The sequence below is a fragment of the Bradyrhizobium sp. CCBAU 25360 genome (assembly GCF_028128695.1).
Taxonomy (GTDB): domain Bacteria; phylum Pseudomonadota; class Alphaproteobacteria; order Rhizobiales; family Xanthobacteraceae; genus Bradyrhizobium; species Bradyrhizobium ottawaense.
The window spans coordinates 272760-291119 of the sequence record NZ_LBJA01000040.1 but is presented as its reverse complement, the minus strand read 5'-3'; the positions used below and the strand labels follow the sequence as shown (position 1 = coordinate 291119).

General features: G+C 65.4%; 18 protein-coding genes. 12 read left to right on the top strand and 6 right to left on the bottom strand.

Annotated features, from left to right (window positions below):
• Positions 1–132 precede the first annotated feature (132 nt).
• From dnaK to XH81_RS20800, 8 genes are all read left to right on the top strand, one after another.
• The gene (gene dnaK / locus XH81_RS20835; protein ID WP_028139411.1) at positions 133–2034 is read left to right on the top strand and encodes a molecular chaperone DnaK; all 1902 of its coding nucleotides are present in this window, start codon (positions 133–135) and stop codon (positions 2032–2034) included.
• Between the two features lie 245 nt (positions 2035–2279).
• Positions 2280–3407: a molecular chaperone DnaJ gene (gene dnaJ / locus XH81_RS20830; RefSeq protein ID WP_028139412.1), complete on the top strand. Its 1128-nt coding sequence runs from the start codon at positions 2280–2282 to the stop codon at positions 3405–3407.
• A gap of 88 nt (positions 3408–3495) precedes the next feature.
• On the top strand, positions 3496–4095 hold the full coding sequence (locus XH81_RS20825; protein ID WP_028139413.1) for a class I SAM-dependent methyltransferase: 600 nt from the start codon (positions 3496–3498) through the stop codon (positions 4093–4095).
• Positions 4096–4152: 57 nt separating this feature from the next.
• On the top strand, positions 4153–4731 hold the full coding sequence (locus tag XH81_RS20820; protein ID WP_028139414.1) for an NADPH-dependent FMN reductase: 579 nt from the start codon (positions 4153–4155) through the stop codon (positions 4729–4731).
• Positions 4732–4737: 6 nt separating this feature from the next.
• The gene (gene pyrF / locus XH81_RS20815; protein WP_028139415.1) at positions 4738–5445 is read left to right on the top strand and encodes an orotidine-5'-phosphate decarboxylase; all 708 of its coding nucleotides are present in this window, start codon (positions 4738–4740) and stop codon (positions 5443–5445) included.
• An 80-nt stretch (positions 5446–5525) separates the two neighbouring features.
• Complete coding sequence (locus XH81_RS20810; RefSeq protein WP_027566211.1) at positions 5526–5837, top strand: DUF1330 domain-containing protein; 312 nt, start codon at positions 5526–5528, stop codon at positions 5835–5837.
• A gap of 231 nt (positions 5838–6068) precedes the next feature.
• Positions 6069–6884 carry a 4-hydroxy-tetrahydrodipicolinate reductase gene (gene dapB / locus XH81_RS20805; protein ID WP_028139416.1) on the top strand — a complete coding sequence of 272 codons (816 nt, stop codon included), beginning with the start codon at positions 6069–6071 and terminating at the stop codon, positions 6882–6884.
• A gap of 83 nt (positions 6885–6967) precedes the next feature.
• A complete protein-coding gene (locus tag XH81_RS20800; protein WP_028139417.1) occupies positions 6968–7591 on the top strand; it encodes a 2,3-bisphosphoglycerate-dependent phosphoglycerate mutase in 624 nt (207 codons plus the stop codon).
• A 148-nt stretch (positions 7592–7739) separates the two neighbouring features.
• Here the strand turns inward: XH81_RS20800 and XH81_RS20795 are convergent, their stop codons facing one another.
• Together XH81_RS20795 and XH81_RS20790 are read right to left on the bottom strand one after the other, a co-directional pair.
• Positions 7740–8636 (bottom strand): methylated-DNA--[protein]-cysteine S-methyltransferase, encoded by an 897-nt coding sequence (locus tag XH81_RS20795; protein WP_028139418.1) that lies wholly within the window; start codon positions 8634–8636, stop codon positions 7740–7742.
• A 54-nt stretch (positions 8637–8690) separates the two neighbouring features.
• A complete protein-coding gene (locus XH81_RS20790) occupies positions 8691–9221 on the bottom strand; it encodes a DUF2244 domain-containing protein (RefSeq protein WP_028139419.1) in 531 nt (176 codons plus the stop codon).
• Between the two features lie 22 nt (positions 9222–9243).
• Between XH81_RS20790 and nth the strand changes: the two genes are divergently transcribed.
• The 3 genes from nth to XH81_RS20775 all read left to right on the top strand — a co-directional run bounded on the left by nth (position 9244) and on the right by XH81_RS20775 (position 12908).
• The gene (gene nth / locus XH81_RS20785) at positions 9244–9996 is read left to right on the top strand and encodes an endonuclease III (RefSeq protein ID WP_028139420.1); all 753 of its coding nucleotides are present in this window, start codon (positions 9244–9246) and stop codon (positions 9994–9996) included.
• Positions 9997–10153: 157 nt separating this feature from the next.
• Positions 10154–11293, top strand: a complete 1140-nt coding sequence (locus XH81_RS20780; protein WP_028139421.1) for an HlyD family secretion protein — start codon at positions 10154–10156, stop codon at positions 11291–11293.
• Positions 11280–12908, top strand: a complete 1629-nt coding sequence (locus tag XH81_RS20775; protein ID WP_028139422.1) for an MFS transporter — start codon at positions 11280–11282, stop codon at positions 12906–12908. Before XH81_RS20780 ends, XH81_RS20775 begins: the two co-directional genes overlap by 14 nt.
• A gap of 6 nt (positions 12909–12914) precedes the next feature.
• Here the strand turns inward: XH81_RS20775 and XH81_RS20770 are convergent, their stop codons facing one another.
• The 3 genes from XH81_RS20770 to XH81_RS20760 form a co-directional block, all read right to left on the bottom strand.
• Positions 12915–13655, bottom strand: a complete 741-nt coding sequence (locus XH81_RS20770; protein WP_028139423.1) for a sulfate transporter family protein — start codon at positions 13653–13655, stop codon at positions 12915–12917.
• A 222-nt stretch (positions 13656–13877) separates the two neighbouring features.
• On the bottom strand, positions 13878–14324 hold the full coding sequence (gene nikR / locus XH81_RS20765; protein WP_028139424.1) for a nickel-responsive transcriptional regulator NikR: 447 nt from the start codon (positions 14322–14324) through the stop codon (positions 13878–13880).
• A 58-nt stretch (positions 14325–14382) separates the two neighbouring features.
• Positions 14383–16833, bottom strand: a complete 2451-nt coding sequence (locus tag XH81_RS20760; RefSeq protein ID WP_028139425.1) for a heavy metal translocating P-type ATPase — start codon at positions 16831–16833, stop codon at positions 14383–14385.
• A 65-nt stretch (positions 16834–16898) separates the two neighbouring features.
• Here XH81_RS20760 and XH81_RS20755 point away from each other — a divergent pair, with 65 nt between their 5' ends.
• Complete coding sequence (locus XH81_RS20755; RefSeq protein WP_007598521.1) at positions 16899–17174, top strand: metal-sensitive transcriptional regulator; 276 nt, start codon at positions 16899–16901, stop codon at positions 17172–17174.
• A gap of 193 nt (positions 17175–17367) precedes the next feature.
• Here the strand turns inward: XH81_RS20755 and XH81_RS20750 are convergent, their stop codons facing one another.
• Positions 17368–18345 (bottom strand): YiiX/YebB-like N1pC/P60 family cysteine hydrolase, encoded by a 978-nt coding sequence (locus tag XH81_RS20750; protein ID WP_028139426.1) that lies wholly within the window; start codon positions 18343–18345, stop codon positions 17368–17370.
• Positions 18346–18360: the final 15 nt, after the last annotated feature.

Below are 18360 nucleotides of genomic sequence, written 5' to 3'. Positions count from 1 at the left end.
CTTGCGGGCCCCTCCCCCCCTCCTATATGAGCCTCAATCATCGCAATATCGCGGATGTTTGATCTTAGGGGGTTTCGGTCGGGTGCCTTCTGGGCCCAGCCAACCTGCCGCAAAAACAAGGATATCAGGACCATGGGAAAGGTCATTGGGATCGACCTCGGCACCACGAATTCGTGCGTCGCCGTGATGGATGGCAAGAACGCCAAAGTCATCGAGAATTCCGAAGGCATGCGCACGACGCCTTCGATCGTCGCCGTGACGGACGACGGTGAGCGCCTCGTCGGCCAGCCGGCCAAGCGCCAGGCCGTCACCAATCCCGAGCGCACCTTCTTCGCAGTGAAGCGCCTCATCGGCCGCCGCTACGACGACCCGATGGTCGAGAAGGACAAGAAGCTCGTCCCCTACAAGATCGTGAAGGCTTCCAACGGCGACGCCTGGGTCGAGGCCGACGGCCAGACCTACTCGCCCTCGCAGGTCTCGGCGTTCATCTTGCAGAAGATGAAGGAGACCGCGGAAGCCCATCTCGGCCAGAAGGTCGATCAGGCCGTCATCACCGTTCCCGCCTACTTCAACGACGCCCAGCGCCAGGCGACCAAGGACGCCGGCAAGATCGCGGGCCTCGAAGTGCTGCGCATCATCAACGAGCCGACCGCGGCCGCGCTCGCCTATGGCCTCGACAAGACCAAGACCGGCACGATCGCGGTGTACGATCTCGGCGGCGGCACGTTCGATATCTCGATCCTCGAGATCGGCGACGGCGTGTTCGAGGTGAAGTCGACCAACGGCGACACCTTCCTCGGCGGCGAAGACTTCGACATGCGCCTGGTCGGCTATCTCGCCGACGAATTCCAGAAGGAGCAGGGCATCAACCTGCGCAACGACAAGCTCGCGTTGCAGCGCCTGAAGGAAGCCGCTGAAAAGGCCAAGATCGAGCTGTCCTCGACGACGCAGACCGAGATCAATCTGCCCTTCATCACCGCGGACCAGACCGGCCCGAAGCATCTGACGATGAAGCTCACCCGCGCCAAGTTCGAGGCGCTGGTCGACGACCTCGTCCAGAAGACCGTCGAGCCCTGCCGAAAGGCGCTGAAGGACGCCGGCGTCACCGCCGGTGAGATCGGCGAAGTGGTTCTGGTCGGCGGCATGTCGCGCATGCCGAAGGTCCAGGAAGTCGTGAAGCAGCTGTTCGGCAAGGAGCCGCACAAGGGCGTCAACCCGGACGAAGTCGTGGCGATCGGCGCTGCGATCCAGGCCGGCGTGCTCCAGGGCGACGTCAAGGACGTGCTGCTGCTCGACGTCACCCCGCTGTCGCTGGGCATCGAGACGCTGGGCGGCGTGTTCACCCGCATCATCGACCGCAACACCACGATCCCGACCAAGAAGAGCCAGGTGTTCTCGACCGCCGAGGACAGCCAGAACGCGGTCACCATCCGCGTCTTCCAGGGCGAGCGTGAAATGGCGGCCGACAACAAGATGCTCGGCCAGTTCGACCTGATGGGCATTCCGCCGGCTCCGCGCGGCATGCCGCAGATCGAGGTGACCTTCGACATCGACGCCAACGGTATCGTCAACGTCTCGGCCAAGGACAAGGCCACCGGCAAGGAGCAGCAGATCCGCATCCAGGCCTCCGGCGGCCTGTCGGAAGCCGACATCGAGAAGATGGTCAAGGACGCCGAGGCCAATGCCGAGGCGGACAAGAAGCGCCGCGAGGCCGTGACCGCCAAGAACGAGGCGGATGGTCTGGTGCATTCGACCGAGAAGGCTTTGGCCGAGCACGGTTCGAAGGTCGGCGAGACCGAGCGCCGCGCCATCGAGGATGCCGTCGGCGACCTCAAGGAAGCGCTGAAGGGCGACGATGCCGAGGCGATCAAGGCCAAGACCCAGACGCTGGCCCAGGCTTCGATGAAGCTCGGCGAGGCCATGTACAAGCAGCAGGCCGAGGCCGACGCCAAGAAGGACGCGGCCAAGGACGACGTCGTCGACGCGGAATTCACCGAAGTCGACGACGACAAGAACAACAAGAAGTCCGCCTGAACCCCAAGAGGGTCATGATGCGGACGGCTTGGACCCCACACGCTCTACCGGCCTCCTCCTTCGCGGGGGAGGCCGCCGTGTCGGGACGGACGGGCGGGTCGCCCGTTACGATCGATCAATTCCCAGCCGTTATGCTGAACGCCGCCAAGCGACCCTCTGCCGCCGGGCAGAAGGCTGCCTATATCGTCGTGTGGCGACGTCGTTTCGCTCCGACTTGAATCGCGATTGGATAGACCGAGTCCCACATGTCCACGTCCACCAAGCGCTGCTATTACGAAACTCTCGAAGTCGAACGCGATGCCGACGAATCCGTTCTGAAATCGTCGTTCCGCAAGCTGGCGATGAAGTTCCACCCGGACCGCAATCCCGGGGACGACACCAGCGAAGTCAAGTTCAAGGAAATCAACGAGGCCTACGAGGTCCTCAAGGACAAGGACAAGCGCGCGGCCTATGACCGCTACGGCCATGCCGCCTTCGAGCAGGGCGGCGGCGGCGCCGGCTTCGGTGCGGGCTTTGCCTCTTCCTTCTCCGATATTTTCGAAGATTTGTTCGGCATGGCCGGGCAGCGCGGCCGCGGCGGCCGCGAGCGCGGCGCCGACCTGCGCTACAACATGGAAATCACGCTCGAGGAAGCCTTCGGCGGCAAGACCGCGCAGATCGAGATTCCGGTCTCGGTCACCTGCGAGGCCTGCTCGGGCATCGGCGCCAAGGCCGGAACCAAGCCGAAGACCTGTTCGAGCTGCGGCGGCGCCGGCCGCGTGCGGCAGTCACAGGGCTTCTTCACGCTGGAGCGGACCTGTCCGGGCTGCCAGGGCCGCGGCCAGATGATCGAGGATGCCTGCCCGTCGTGCTCGGGCCAGGGCCGCGTCACCCGCGAGCGGAATCTTTCGGTCAACATTCCCCCGGGCGTCGAGGACGGCACAAGGATCAGGCTCGCCGGCGAGGGCGAGGCAGGGGTTCGCGGCGGTCCGCCCGGCGACCTCTACATCTTCCTGTCGCTGGCCCAGCACCAGTTCTTCCAGCGCGACGGCGCCGATCTGCATTGCCGTGTGCCGATCTCGATGGTGACGGCCGCCCTCGGCGGCGAATTCGAGGTGCCAACCATCGAGAAGGGCAAGGCCAAGGTGAAGGTGCCGGCCGGGACCCAGTCGAACCGCCGATTCCGCATTGCATCAAAAGGCATGCCGGTGCTGCGGTCGCGCCAGATGGGCGACATGTATGTTCAGGTCGTGGTCGAGACCCCGCAGAACCTCACCAAGAAGCAGCAGGAATTGCTGGCCGAGTTCGAAAAGCTTTCCTCCGGCAACACCCAGCCGGAATCCGAGGGCTTCTTCGCCAAGGTCAAGGATTTCTTCGGTAATCGGGCGAGTTGACCCGGCTTGACCATACCGCCTTCGGCCTATACGTCTTTATGACCATTTTCTGACACGCCGCGGTCCCGCGGTCCCGTCCGGTCCTGACATGCCATTGCCATCGTCCGCGCGTGCGTTGAAGAAGCCTCGTCTCGACGACGAGGTGCGCTTTCTCAGATCATGGATCGAAAAGCCCCTCCACATGGGCGCGGTGATGCCGTCGGGCAAGCTGCTGGCCCGGACCATGGCCCATTACGTCGATGTCGATTCGGACGCGCCTGTGGTCGAGCTCGGACCCGGCACCGGCGCCATCACCTCGGCCCTGATCGAGCGCGGCGTCGACCAGAAGCGTCTCGTCCTCGTCGAATACAATCCCGGCTTCTGCGCCCTGCTGCGCGACCGCTATCCGCAGGCCAAGGTGGTGCAGGGCGATGCCTATCGCCTGCGTGACACGCTCTGGAACGTCCTGAGCGCGCCGGCCTCCGCGGTCGTCTCCGGCCTGCCGCTGGTGACAAAACCGATGCTGACGCGGCTGCGGCTGATCCGCGACGCCTTTGCGGCGCTCGCGCCCGGCGCGCCTTTCGTCCAGTTCACCTATGCGGTGGTGCCGCCGATCCCGAAATCGCTGCCCGGCGTGTCCACAGAGGCGTCGGAACGGATCTGGATGAACCTTCCGCCCGCCCGCGTCTGGGTGTATCGCAAGCATTAATTCCGCCGGCTCGGTTCTTTGCGCGGCGGGCTCGTTTCGCCGAACGCATTGGATTGGATGTCAGCTCCCAAGATCCTGATCATTCCCGGCTCGCTGCGCACCGGCTCGCACAATGCGAAGCTGGCGGCGGTCGCCGCCTATGAGTTTGCCCGGGCCGGCGTGGACGTCACCCGCATCTCGCTCGCCGATTTTCCGCTGCCGATCTATGATGGCGATCTCCAGGCCAAGTCCGGCCTGCCGAAGCACGCGATCAACCTCAAGCGTATGATCGGCGCGCATCATGGCGTGCTGATCGTCTCGCCCGAATACAATGCCTCGGTGCCGCCGCTGCTCAAGAACGCAATCGACTGGGTCAGCCGCGTGCACGATCTGCACGAGGCGCGCGGCGATGTGTTTCGCAACCGCGCCTTCGCGCTCGCCGGCGCCTCGCAGAGCCGGCTCGGCGCGGCCCGTGCGCTGCAGGCGCTGCGGCTGATCCTGACCTCCTGCCACGCCAATGTGATTGCCAGCCAGCTCACGCTTGCCTTTGCCGACCAGGCCTATGACGATATGGACAGGCTCAAGAACGAGGGCGATATCGCCGCGTTGAAGGAGTTGGTGGCGCAGTTGATCGACTTTTCCCAACGCATGATGTGAGGTGACATGACGCCAGCCGAGATCGCCCCCAAGGACCGCCTGATCGTCGCGCTCGATCTGCCCAGCGTCGATGCCGCGGAGGCGACGATCAATCGTCTCGGCGACAGCGTCAGCTTCTACAAGATCGGTTATCGGCTCGCTTATGCCGGCGGATTGCCGCTGGTCGGCAAGCTCGCCGACAAGGGCAAGAAGGTCTTTCTCGATCTCAAGCTGCACGACATCGGCAACACCGTGATGCAAGGCGTCGAAAGCATCACCAGGCTCGGCGCCACCTTCCTCACCGTGCACGCCTATCCGCAGACCATGAAGGGCGCAGTCGAAGGCCGCGGCAATTCCAGCCTGAAGATCCTCGCCGTCACGGTGCTGACATCCTACAACGAGGACGATCTGCATGCGGCCGGCTATCGGCTCGGCGTCTCCGAGCTGGTCGAGGCCCGCGCGCAGCAGGCGCAGGTGCTTGGCATCGACGGACTGGTGTCGTCGCCGGAGGAAGTCGGGGCCTTGCGCAAGATCGTCGGCCACCAGATGCATCTCGTCACCCCCGGCATCCGGCCGGTCGGTTCGGCGACCGGCGACCAGAAGCGCATCATGACGCCGGGCCGCGCGATCGCCGCCGGCGCCGATTATCTCGTCGTCGGACGGCCGGTCGTCGAAGCCGCCGATCCGAAGGCGATTGCGGAAGCCATCCAGGCCGAGATCGCGCAGGCGCTCTGAGCACGATCCGGAAAAGTGTGAAGCGGTTTTCCGATCAAATCATGCTCAAATGAAGATCAGCAACAACAGGGAGAAGAACAATGGCAAAAGGCTACTGGATCGGGCGCGTCGATGTGAGCAGTGACGAGGGCTACAAGCCCTACGCCGTCGCCAACGGCCCGATCTTCAAGAAGTGGGGTGGTCGCTTCGTCGTCCGCGCCGGAAAGTTCACCACCGTCGAAGGCGCCAGCCGCACCCGCAACGTCGTGATCGAATTCCCGGACTACGAGACCGCGATCGCCTGCTACAATTCGCCGGAATACCAGGCCAACATCAAGGTGCGCCAGCCGCACTCGGTCGCCGACCTCATCATCATCGAGGGCTATGACGGCCCGCAGCCGTCTGACGGCTGAGGCGTGCTGCTGGTCTTCCCCTGCGCGGGAGGGGCCGTCGCATTTGAACGTTCACGAGGGGTCGTCATGCCCGGGCTTGTCCCGGGCATCCACGTTCTTCCTGCGCGTGGCAAGGCGCGGATGGCCGGGACAAGCCCGGCCATGACACTTTAGAGAGGGTTGCCCGTCTGCTCCCCCCTCGGTTGCCGGAACTGCGTCCCCCCGCTACAACGGCCATGAGAGGATCACACCATGTCCGACATGCGCCTGATTGTTGCTGGAGCCGGTGGCCGGATGGGCCGCGCGCTGGTGCGGGCGATTGCCGAGAGCAAAGGCGCGGTGCTGGCCGGCGCGCTCGAGGCCCCCGGCTCGGAGCTGCTCGGCAAGGATGCCGGTGTGCTCGCAGGACTGCCGGCCAACGACATCAAGCTCTCCGCTGACCTCTGGGCGATGTCGAAGGAGGCCGACGGCATCCTCGACTTCACCGTTCCGGCGGCGACCATCGCAAATGTCGCGATCGCGGCACAGCGCGGGATCGTGCATGTCGTCGGCACGACCGGATTGTCGGGCTCCGACAATGCCGTGATCAAGAGCGTCACCAACCGCGCCGTCGTGGTGCAATCAGGCAATATGAGCCTCGGCGTCAATCTGCTGGCCGCCGTGGTCAAGCGCGTCGCCAAGGCGCTCGACCAGAGTTTTGATATCGAGATCGTCGAGACCCATCACCGGATGAAGGTCGATGCGCCATCCGGCACCGCGCTGATGCTGGGGCAGGCCGCAGCCAGCGGCCGCGGCGTCACCCTCGATGACCATTCCGAGCGTGGCCGTGACGGCATCACCGGCGCGCGCAGGCCGGGCAATATCGGTTTCGCCTCGTTGCGCGGCGGCACCGTCGCCGGCGATCACAGCGTCACCTTCCTCGGCCCGTTCGAGCGCCTGACGCTGTCGCACCAGGCCGAGGATCGCATGCTGTTCGCCCATGGCGCGCTGAAGGCGGCGCTGTGGGCGCATGGCAAGAAGCCGGGCCACTACTCCATGGCCGACGTGCTCGGCCTCGCCGATATCTGATCGACGAGCATGATCCGGAAAAGTGTGGAGCGGTTTTCCGACAAGATCATGCTCAAACAAATAACCCGAACGGAAAGCAGTCAATGAGCGAACGTCTTCTCGTGCTCGTGCGCCACGGCCAGAGCGAATGGAATCTGAAGAACCTGTTCACGGGTTGGAAGGACCCTGACCTCACCGAGCTCGGCGTCAAGGAAGCCACGGAAGCCGGCCGCAAGTTGAAGGCGCAGGGCCTCGTGTTCGACGTCGCCTACACTTCGGTGCTCACCCGCGCGCAGCACACGCTCGACCTCATTCTCGGCGAGCTCGGCCAGGAGGGCCTGCCGACGACGAAGAACCTCGCGCTGAACGAGCGCGATTACGGCGATCTCTCCGGCCTCAACAAGGACGACGCGCGCAAGAAATGGGGTGAGGACCAGGTGCTGATCTGGCGCCGCTCCTACGACGTGCCGCCGCCCGGCGGCGAAAGCCTGAAGGACACCCTCGCACGTGCATTGCCGTACTACGTGCAGGAGATCCTGCCCGGCGTGCTCAACGGCAAGCGCACGCTGGTCGCCGCCCACGGCAATTCGCTGCGCGCGCTGATCATGGTGCTGGAAAAGCTCTCACCCGAAGGCATTTTGAAGCGCGAGCTGGCGACGGGTGTGCCGATCATCTACCGGCTCAATGCGGATTCGACGGTGGCCTCGAAGCTCGATCTGGCGGGTTAGCGACGGTCTCGTAGGGTGGGCAAAGCGACTTGTCCGCCGTAGCTCGAAGAGCGAAGGCGGAAGCGTGCCCACGTTCTGTCGGCCCTTTCAGAGAGATCGTGGGCACGGCGCGTTGCGCCTTTGCCCACCCTACGGCATCTCGCCTAGCCTACTGCACCCCCAGCTGCCCGGCTTCCCAGCCCAGCATCGCCTGCTTGCGGGTGATGCCCCAGTGATAGCCCGTCAGTGTGCCGCTCTTGCCGAGCGCGCGGTGGCAGGGCACGACGAACGAGACCGGGTTCTTGCCGACCGCCGCGCCGACGGCGCGCGAGGCCTTCGGGCTGTTGATGTTACAGGCGATGTCGGAATAGGACACCGCGCGGCCCATCGGGATTTTCAGCAGCGTCTCCCACACCCGCACCTCGAAATCGGTGCCGATCATAACCACGCGCAGCGGCTGGTCCGGCCGCCACAGTTTTGGATCGAAGATGCGCTGCGCCAGCGGCGCGGTGCCTTCGTGATCTTCGAAATAGGTCGCGTTCGGCCAGCGCCGGGTCATGTCGGCCAGCGCGACCTTCTCCTCGCCATGATCGGCGAAAGCGAGGCCCGACAGGCCGCGATCGGTCGCGATCACGATGGCCGTCCCGAACGGCGAGGGGTGAAAGCCGTAACGCAAGGTCAGGCCGGCGCCGCCGTTCTTCCATTCGCCCGGCGACATCGCTTCATGGGTCACGAAGAGATCGTGCAGCCGTCCCGGGCCTGACAGCCCGGAGTCGAGCGCGGCGTCGAGGATGCTCGCGGAGTCCCGCAGCAAACCCTTGGCGTGATCGAGCGTCAGCGCCTGCATGAAAGCCTTCGGCGTGAGCGAGGCCCAGCGGCGGAACAGATGGTGCAGCTCATCCGGCGTGACCCCGGCCGCATCCGCCATCGCCTCGATGGTCGGCTGCGCGCGCCAGTTCTCCGAGATGAAGGCGATCGCCCGGCGCACCGAATCATAGTCGCGCAGCGCGGCGTTCTGGGTGCCCGGCCTGGCCAGGCGCTGGTCATGTATGGCGAGTGTCATCATGACTGGAAATGTAGGAGAGGGACGGGTGGGAAACCACCCGATTTCTGACTGCGCTCAGGTCACCGGATTGTAGGTCGGGCCGCGCCGGGCGGCGTTCAGGGCGCCGACCAAGGCATTGTAAAAGCTAGCTTTTTCCTCTGGCCCGAGAAAGCCTGCAATGAGCAGCCGGCGGCCGCGGGAAATCAGATAGACGTGCTCGATGCCGTATTCCTCGTCGACCTCCTGGTCGAGCCGGACCCAGAGCGGATTGAACGTCCATTCCGAGACCTGGCCACGATGGCTGACGCGGCGCACCCGCAGCTCCGACGGCGTGACCACGATCTCTTCGCTGGCCCGCGCCGCGCGGAAATTGGCCTTGAAGGCCCACCAGATCACGAGCACGTCGAGGCCGAAGAAGCCGAACACCGGCCAGGCACCCATCATCAGGAAGGCGAGGCCCGTGACGAAGCTGACCACGCTCAGGAACAGCATCACGGCGAGGAAGCCGGTGCGGTTCAGCGAGCGGTGCGGCGTCAGCAGCGCGGAGAAGATCTGCACCTCGCGCGGATCAGGATCGCTGCCCTCAATTTCGTTGCCTATGCTCATCGTCCCTCAGTATATCCCGATCATGGCGAAAATCACCCGCAAGCCGGCTCCGCGCAACGCGCCGGTGCCGAAGAAGAAGGCAAAGGCGATCGTCGCGAAGCCGAACGCGCCCGCCAAGAAGACGCTCAAGGCGATAAAGCGCTGGACGCCCGCCGAGGTCCACGAGGTCTTCAGCCGTTTCCGCAAAGCCAACCCGGAACCGAAAGGTGAGCTCGAGCACGTCAATCCGTTCACGCTGCTGGTCGCCGTGGTGCTGTCGGCGCAGGCAACCGACGCCGGCGTCAACAAGGCGACGCGCGCCTTGTTCGAAATCGCTGACACCCCGCAGAGGATGCTCGATCTCGGCGAGGAGCGCTTGCGCGAGTACATCAAGACCATCGGCCTCTACCGCACCAAGGCAAGGAACGTGATCGCGCTGTCCGCCAAGGTGCTCAGCGAGTTCGGCGGCGAGGTGCCGCGCACGCGCGCCGAGATCGAGTCGTTGCCCGGCGCCGGACGCAAGACCGCCAACGTCGTGCTCAACATGGCCTTCGGCGAGCACACCATGGCGGTCGACACGCATGTCTTCCGCGTCGGCAACCGCACGGGACTTGCGCCCGGCAAGACGCCGCTCGAAGTCGAGCTTGGTCTCGAAAAGGTGATCCCGGCCGAGTTCATGCTGCATGCCCATCATTGGCTGATCCTGCACGGCCGCTATACTTGCCTCGCACGCAAGCCGCGCTGCGAGGTCTGCCTGATCAACGATCTGTGCCGGTGGCCGGAGAAGACGATCTGAGCAACCGATGTCATTCCGGGGCGATGCGCAGCATCGAACTATGGTGCGCCATTGCGCACCTGAGAATCTCGAGATTCCGGGTCTGGTCCTTCGGACCATCCCGGAATGATGGCGGTGAGATTCGAGTCCAAGCGCAGCCGATTTTGGGGGGCATGTCGTGAGTCAACAGGAACAGGTCTCGTCGCCGCCATCGGTCGCCGCAGCACCAGCCTCACCGCCCAAGCCGACACAGCCTCCGGCGACCTCACTCTGGAGCCGGTTCGCGATCCCGCTGTTCGCCGTGATCGTCGCGCTCGGCTTCGTCGCGCTGGCGACGTTGCGTTTCGACGAATGGGTCGGCAATGCGGCGATCCAGACCACCAATGATGCCTATGTGCGCGCCGAGTTGACCCGGCTTTCCAGCCGTGTCTCGGGCGAAGTGCTGACCGTCGCCGTGACCGACTTCCAGCGCGTCAAGGCCGGTGATCTCCTGATCCAGATCGATCCCGCCGACTATGAGGCCCAGGTCGCGCAGTCCGAAGCTTCGGTCGCCGCCGCGCAGGCCACGCTCGACAATCTGGCCAACCAGATCGAGCTGCAATATGCGACGATCGCGCAGGCGCAGGCGGCGCGGCTCTCCGCGGAAGCCATGGAGGTCGAGGCGCGGCAGGAGCAGGAGCGTCAGCAATCGCTGTCGCAGACCGAAGCCGGCACGCGGCAGCGGCTCGAGCAGGCGGTGGCTGCTTACGCCAAGGCGCAGGCCGACGTGCGCGCGAGCCGCGCCGTGATTGCAGCCCAGCAGCATCAGCTCGAAGTCCTGCAAGGCACCCGGAAGCAGCGCGCCGCCGATGTCGCCGCGGCCAAGGCAACGCTGGCGGGTGCGAAGCTCAAGCTCGGCTACACCAGGATATCGGCGCCGTTCGACGGCGTCGTCGGCGAGCGCCAGGTGCAGCCCGGCGACTACGTCAATATCGGCACCAACCTCATCAACGTGGTGCCGCTGCCGAAGGTCTATGTGATCGCGAACTACAAGGAGACCCAGCTGACGCACGTCGCGCCGGGCCAGCCGGTCGAGATCACCGTCGACAGTTTTCCGCGCGAGACGCTGCGCGGCACGGTCGAGCGCATCGCGCCGGCGACGGGGGCGCAAGTGGCGCTGCTGCCGCCCGATAACGCCACCGGCAATTTCACCAAGGTCGTGCAACGCATTCCGGTGCGGATCCAGCTCGATGATAACCAGCCGCTGCTGGCGCGGCTGGTGCCGGGCATGTCGGTCGTCACCCGCATCGACACCAAGGCTGCGAATGGCGGAAAATGACGATGCCGATCGCGGACCGCTGTCGCGCGGCGGCGTCGCGCCGCGCCCGCTGTTCGCCGTTGCGGCGGTGCTGCTCGGCTCCTTCCTCGCCAATTTCGACAGCCGCCTGACCACGGTCGGCCTGCCCGACCTGCGCGGCGCGTTCTCGCTCAGCTTCGACGAGGGCGCCTGGCTCTCGACCGCCGGCATCGGCTCGCAGATCTTCATCGCGCCGGCAGTGGCATGGCTCGCGACCGTGTTCGGGCTGCGGCGCGTGCTTGGCGTTCCGAGCCTGGTCTATGCCGTCATCTCGCTGATCGTTCCCTTCGTGCACGATTATCCAACGCTGCTCGCGCTCAGCGTTGTGCATGGCCTCCTGCTCGGCACCTTCGTGCCGGCGACGCTGATGATCGTGTTCCGCAATCTGCCGATCCGGTGGTGGCTGCCGGCGATCTCGATCTATTCGATCCGCGTCGGCTTTGCGCTCGATAGCTCGAGTTCGCTGGTCGGCTTCTATGTCGACCATCTCGGCTGGCAATGGCTGTACTGGCAGAGCGTCGTGATCGCGCCGTTGATGGGGCTGATGGTCTATCTCGGCACACCGAACGAGCCCGTGAACCGCGCGCTGCTGCGCGAGGCCGATTGGGGCGGCATGCTGCTGCTCGGCGCAGGTGTCGCGATGATCTACGCCGGGCTCGATCAGGGCAACCGGCTGGACTGGCTGGGTTCGGGAACGGTGATGGCGCTGCTTGTCGGTGGCGCGGTGCTGTTCGCAGGCTTCCTCGTCAACGAGTCGCTGGTGCGGCAGCCCTGGGCGCATGTGAACGTCTTGTTCTCGCGGAATATCGGATTGGGGCTGGTGCTGATCCTGCTCTACACGCTGACCAGCCTGTCCAACGCCTCGCTGGTGCCGAATTTCCTCGCTGCCATCGCCCTGCTCAGGCCCGAGCAGAGCGGCGTGCTCCTGCTCACCTATGGCGCGCTCCCGATGTTCGTGCTGGTGCCGCTCTCGATCTGGCTGCTGCGGCATTTCGATACGCGCACCGTGATTGTCGTGGGTTTCGCCTGCTTCGCCGCCGCCAATCTCTGGGGCACGCAGCTCACCCATGACTGGGCGCGCGAGGACTTTGTCGGCATCGTGCTGCTCCAGGCGATCGGGCAGTCGCTGACCTTGCTGCCGCTGATCATCACGCTGCTGTCGAACTCCGACCCGAGCCGCGCGACGTCGTTCGCGGCCTATATCCAGATCATGCGGCTCGGCGGCGCCGAGATCGGCGTGGCGCTGATGGGGACATGGCTGCGCGTGCGCGAGCAAGTCCACTCCTTCTATCTCGGCCAGAACCTCGGCGTCGGCGACGTCGACGTGGTGCGGATGCTGAAGCAGCTTGCCGATCACTTCGCTGCCCACGGCGCCGGACTAGCACAGCCGCGCGCGATCGGCACGCTGGCGGGCATCGTGCAGCGCGAGGCCAACGTGCTCGCCTATATCGACGGCTTCTGGCTGTGCTTCTGGCTCGCGATAGCCGCGCTCGGTGTCCTCGCACTGATCACCCGTGCGCCGGCGGGCCCGTTCACGCCGGCGCCATTCGGCTTCGCCAAGACGGTGCTGCGCAAGTGCGGCGTGCAGGTGACGTAGAGCGCGTTACCGCATCTGCCGCGCCGGCTCGATCAGCTCGGGCCGCGGGCCCGACAGCCGCTTGTGCATGTGGACCATGAAGGCCATGCCGAAGATCGGCGTCGCCAGGTTCACGATCGGGATCGAGACGAAGGCGGCGATGAAGAGGCCGGCGGTGAAGATGGTGGCTGCATTGTCGCGCCGCATCGCCTTGGCCTCTTTTGGCGAGCGGAAGCGCATCGCGGCGAGCTCGAAATATTCGCGGCCGAGCAGCCAGGCGGCGGCGAGGAAGAAGATCAGGAAGCCTGCGCCGGCGAAAAGCACCAGCGGCAACGCGATCAGATAGACCAGGATGGTCAGGAGCGCGGTCTTGATGCCCTCGAAGATCGCCTGGCTGAACGGCAGCGCGAGGCCCGGCTGTTCGGCGGGATAATGCTCGCGCTCGACGATGTCGGCGACGTCGTCGACGAACAGGCTCGCCACCAGCGAGGTGATCGCGGGCATCAGGAAGACGCCGCCGAACACGACGCCGAGGCCCGCCGCGATCGAGACGATCCAGGACAAGACCTCGAGCGAGGTGTGCCAGCCCGGCCCGAGCAGGCCTTCCAGCCAGACCTCACCGGAGGTCGCAAACCAGCTCAGCAGCCGCTGCAGCCCGATCGCCAGCACGGTGATCAGCACGAGCGCAAGCCCGACCGATCGCCACAGGATCGAGCGCATCGGCGGCGAGATCATTTGCGACAGCGCCTTGATGGCGGCATCCAGCATGGGGGACCCTCTGAGGTAAACACCCTGCGAGAGGTAGACACCCAATGCGGCTTCGGCAAGGGAGGGCGGTTGTTCAAGGCACGACCGTGTCCCGGACGCAGTGCGGCATGCAATGGCGCGCTGCTGAGCCGGGACCCAGGAGCTTGCGGCGAGATGGGCCCCGGCTCAGCGGCGCACCGCTGAAGAAGCGCTGCGCCGCGTCCGGGGCACGCAAGCTCGCTCCTACCCATGCCGGTGCCCGTGCTTCCGCGCCTTCCCCTGCTTGCCTTCGCCCGTCGGGATCATCACCACGCGGCCGTAGCGCACGCCGCGTTCGGCGATGATGTGGTCGGCGAAATGCCTGACTTCGGCGGCATCGCCGCGCAGCGCCGTCATCTCCATGCAATTGTTGTCGTCGAGATGGACGTGCAGCGTCGCCAGCGCGAGGTCGTGATGGCCGTGGAATTCCTGCACCAGGCGTTTTGACAGATCGCGGGAGGCGTGGTCGTACACATAGACGAGACCGGCCACGCATTGGCCGGTCTGCGCGGTGTCCTCGGTGCTCTGCTGCAGGCCGGCGCGGGCGAGATCGCGGATGATCTCGGAGCGGTTCTGGTAGCCGCGGGCTTCCGCCGCCGCGTCGATCTCGGCCAACAGATCGTCCTCGATCGTGATGGTAATTCGCTGCATCAGGTCCTCTCCGCGCGTACCCGCTGAATGGACCTGTCTTACACGGATTTCGTCCCCCTCACAGCCGCGTCGCCCGCAGCCGCAGCGCATTTCCGACCACGCTCACCGAGGACAGCGCCATCGCCGCCGCGGCGATGATCGGCGAGAGCAGCACGCCGAAGGCGGGATAGAGGATGCCGGCCGCGATCGGAATGCCGGCGGCGTTGTAGATGAAGGCGAAGAACAGGTTTTGCCGGATGTTGCTCATCGTCGCCTGCGACAGCTTTCGCGCCCGCACGATGCCGACAAGGTCGCCCTTGAGCAGGGTCACGCCCGCGCTCTCCATCGCCACATCCGTGCCGGTGCCCATGGCGATGCCGACTTCCGCGGCGGCCAGCGCCGGCGCGTCGTTGACGCCGTCACCGGCCATCGCGACGCTGCGGCCGGCCTTTTGCAGCCTGGTGACCACCGCGCTCTTTTGGTCCGGAAGCACCTCGGCCTCGACCTCGGCAATGCCGAGCCGGCGCGCCACGGCCTCGGCCGTCGTGCGGTTGTCGCCGGTCAACATGATCACCTTGATGCCTTCGGCAGCTAACGCCTTCAGCGCCTCCGGGGTCGAGGCCTTGACCGGATCGGCGATCGCGAACAGGCCGGCCAGCCGGCCGTCGACGGCCATGTTGATCACGGTGGCGCCGTCCTGGCGTAGCCGTTCGGCGTCAGTGTCGAGCGCGGTAGTGTCGATGCCGATCGACGTCAGATATCTGGCATTGCCGAGCACGATGGTCTTGCCGTCGACCTTGCCGGTCGCGCCCTTGCCGGTCGGCGAGTCGAATTGCTCGACCTGGCCGAGGGCCAGCTGCTTCTCCTTGGCGGCGCGCATGATCGCGTCGGCCAAAGGATGCTCGCTGGCGCGCTCGACGCTGGCGGCAAGCTTGAGGATGTCATCCTCCGCAAAACCCGACGCCGGCACGATCGCGACCACCTTGGGCTTGCCCTCGGTCAGCGTGCCCGTCTTGTCGACCACCAGCGTGTCGATCTTCTCCATCCGCTCCAGCGCCTCGGCGTTCTTGATCAGCACGCCGCCTTGCGCCCCGCGGCCGACGCCGACCATGATCGACATCGGGGTTGCGAGGCCCAGCGCACAGGGGCAGGCGATGATCAGCACGCTGACGGCAGCGACGAGGCCGAAGGCCAGCCGCGGCTCAGGTCCGAACCAGGCCCAGGCGGCAAAGGCGGCGATCGCGACGACGATGACGGTGGGCACGAACCAACCCGCGACCTGATCGGCCAGCCGCTGGATCGGCGCGCGCGAGCGCTGCGCGTCCGCGACCATTTGCACGATCTGCGACAGCAGCGTCTCGCGTCCGACCTTGTCGGCGCGCATGATGAAGCTGCCCGACTGGTTCAGCGTGCCGGCGATCACCTTCGCGCCGCTCTCCTTCGTCACCGGCATGGACTCGCCGGTGACGAGCGATTCGTCGAGCGAGGACCGGCCCTCGAGGATCACGCCGTCGACAGGCACCTTTTCGCCGGGACGGACGCGCAAGCGATCGCCGGCATGCAGCGCGTCAATCTCGACCTCGTGCTCGCTGCCGTCGTCATCGACGCGGCGCGCGGTCTTCGGCGCAAGCTGAAGCAGCGCCTTGATCGCGCCGGAGGTTGCGTCACGGGCGCGCAGCTCCAGCACCTGGCCGAGCAGCACCAGCACGGTGATGACGGCAGCCGCTTCGAAATAGACGGCAACAGCACCTTCATGGCCGCGGAACGTGGCGGGGAAGATCTGCGGCACGACGGTGCCGATGATGCTGTAGACATAGGCAACCCCGGTGCCCATCGCGATCAGCGTGAACATGTTGAGGTTGCGCGTCAGCAGCGACTGCCAGCCGCGAACGAAGAACGGCCAGCCGGCCCATAGCACCACGGGGGTGGCGAAGGCGAGCTGGATCCAGTTCGACAGCGTCTGATCGATCCAATTGTGCGGGCCCGCGAGATGGCCCCCCATCTCCAGCACCACGGCCGGCAGCGCCAGCGCGCCGCCGATCCAGAACCGCCGCGTCATGTCGGCGAGCTCGGGGTTGGGGCCGGTCTCCAGGCTTGCCACTTCCGGCTCCAGCGCCATGCCGCAGATCGGACAGCTGCCGGGTCCGACCTGGCGGATCTCCGGATGCATCGGGCAGGTGTAGATCGTGCCAGCCGGCATCTCCGGCTCGGGCGCCTTGTCCTTGGCGAGATATTTTGCGGGATCGGCGGCGAATTTGGTGCGGCAGCCGGCCGAGCAGAAATGGAAGGTCTCGCCGTGATGTGTGAGGTGGTGTTTTGAGGTTGCAGGATCGACCGTCATGCCGCAGACGGGGTCGTGCATCTTGCTGGCCGCATCGCCATGGTCATGCGCGTGATGATGGCCGTGGCCGGCATGATTGCCGTGCCCGCCGCAGCAGGAGGACGCCGCCGGCTTGGTCGCTTCCGTTTTGGCGGAACAACCGCATCCGGAATGTCCGTCCCCGCCCTGATGATGCCTGTGTTCGTTCATTGCCCTTGCTCCGGCCTTATACCCGGGGTCTTGCAACCTATACCCGGTAGGGGTATATAGACCCCATGCGCAAGGACATCAAGGCATCTGTCGGAAAACGCCTCGGCCGGATCGAGGGCCAGGTTCGCGGCCTCTCGAAAATGGTGGAGGAAGACCGTTACTGCATCGACATCGTGACGCAGATCTCGGCGGTGCGTGCCGCACTGCGCCGGGTCGAGGAAGAGGTCCTCAAGGACCACGTCGCCCATTGCGTCGAGCACGCGATCGCGAGCGGCGACAAGGCCGACCAACGCGAGAAGATCGCGGAGCTGATGGCGGTGATCGGACGGGCGGAGCGGTAGGTTTTCACCGTCGCTGCGCTCGTGATGATTGTTGTTGAGCGAGATCGCGCCATAACTCCGGTGTCGTCCCTGCGAACGCAGGGATCCATAACCCCAGGGAGATGTTGGCGAAGACTCGTTGTTCGGTATGTCTACCGCGACCACTCGATAGATCACGCGGTATGGGTCCCTGCTTTCGCAGGGACGACAGCGGTTACGCCGCAATTTCTCTCGCCCGGCCACGGCGCCTCGGGCGGTACATCGCCAGCTTCTTCAGCAGCGGGACAGGCCCGGGAACGCTTTCAGCCGTCACCGCAGGCTGTGCACTCACTTGCGCAGCCGGAATTTCAGCCGGCGCCTCTTGGTCAACCGCCTCAGGAACGAGCGGCGGCGCACTGATCGTTTCTGGAAACACACTGAATGTGCCCGCTACCTCCTCGAGCGGCTTCTGCTTGTCGGCCCAGTGCAGCGCGGTGTAGTCGAACCCGTGCACGATGGTGGGTTTGACGACTTCGAAATAGGGCGAGATGTCGAAGTCGCGCGGCATATAGAGCGAGGAATCGCGGATGTGCAGGATCTCGCGGCGGGCGGCGCGGCTGCCGGCCTTGGTGATCTTGGGCAGGATCGGATAGCGCACCGCGTCGAACGCCTGCGCGATCAGGGCCGAGCAGATGATCTTGGTCGGATCGCCGGAGCCGATCGCGATCATGCGGCGCCGCCAGCGCTGCGGAATCGGCAACGGGAACAAGAAGCGCATGAGGTCGACGATGTTCTTGGTGTCGTAGCCGAAGCCGATGCGGTTGATCGCATAGCGGCACACCGTGGTGCGATCCTCATAGGACAGCCCGACCGGGCGGCAGACCCGGGTGTGATAGGGGAAATATTTCGACAGCGGCGCCGAGGTGACGCCTTCGCCGATATTGGCTTCGATCAGCACATGCGGCTCGCCGTCCGCCTCTTCGGCGCCCTCGATCGGACCGACATAGAGCGCGGCATGCGACCAGGTCGACTGCGTCAGGTATTTGATGATGCCGGAGATGCGGTTGTTGCCCTCGACCAGTAGCACGTCGCCGGGCTCGATAACGCCGCGCAGATGTTCCGGGTCGCTCGGCGTGAACGGCTCGTAGCCGGGCACCTCCTTGGAGAGGTACGCGGCAATCAGCTTGCCGACTGAATCTAGGACCGTCCCCATTTCGAACTCCCCCCA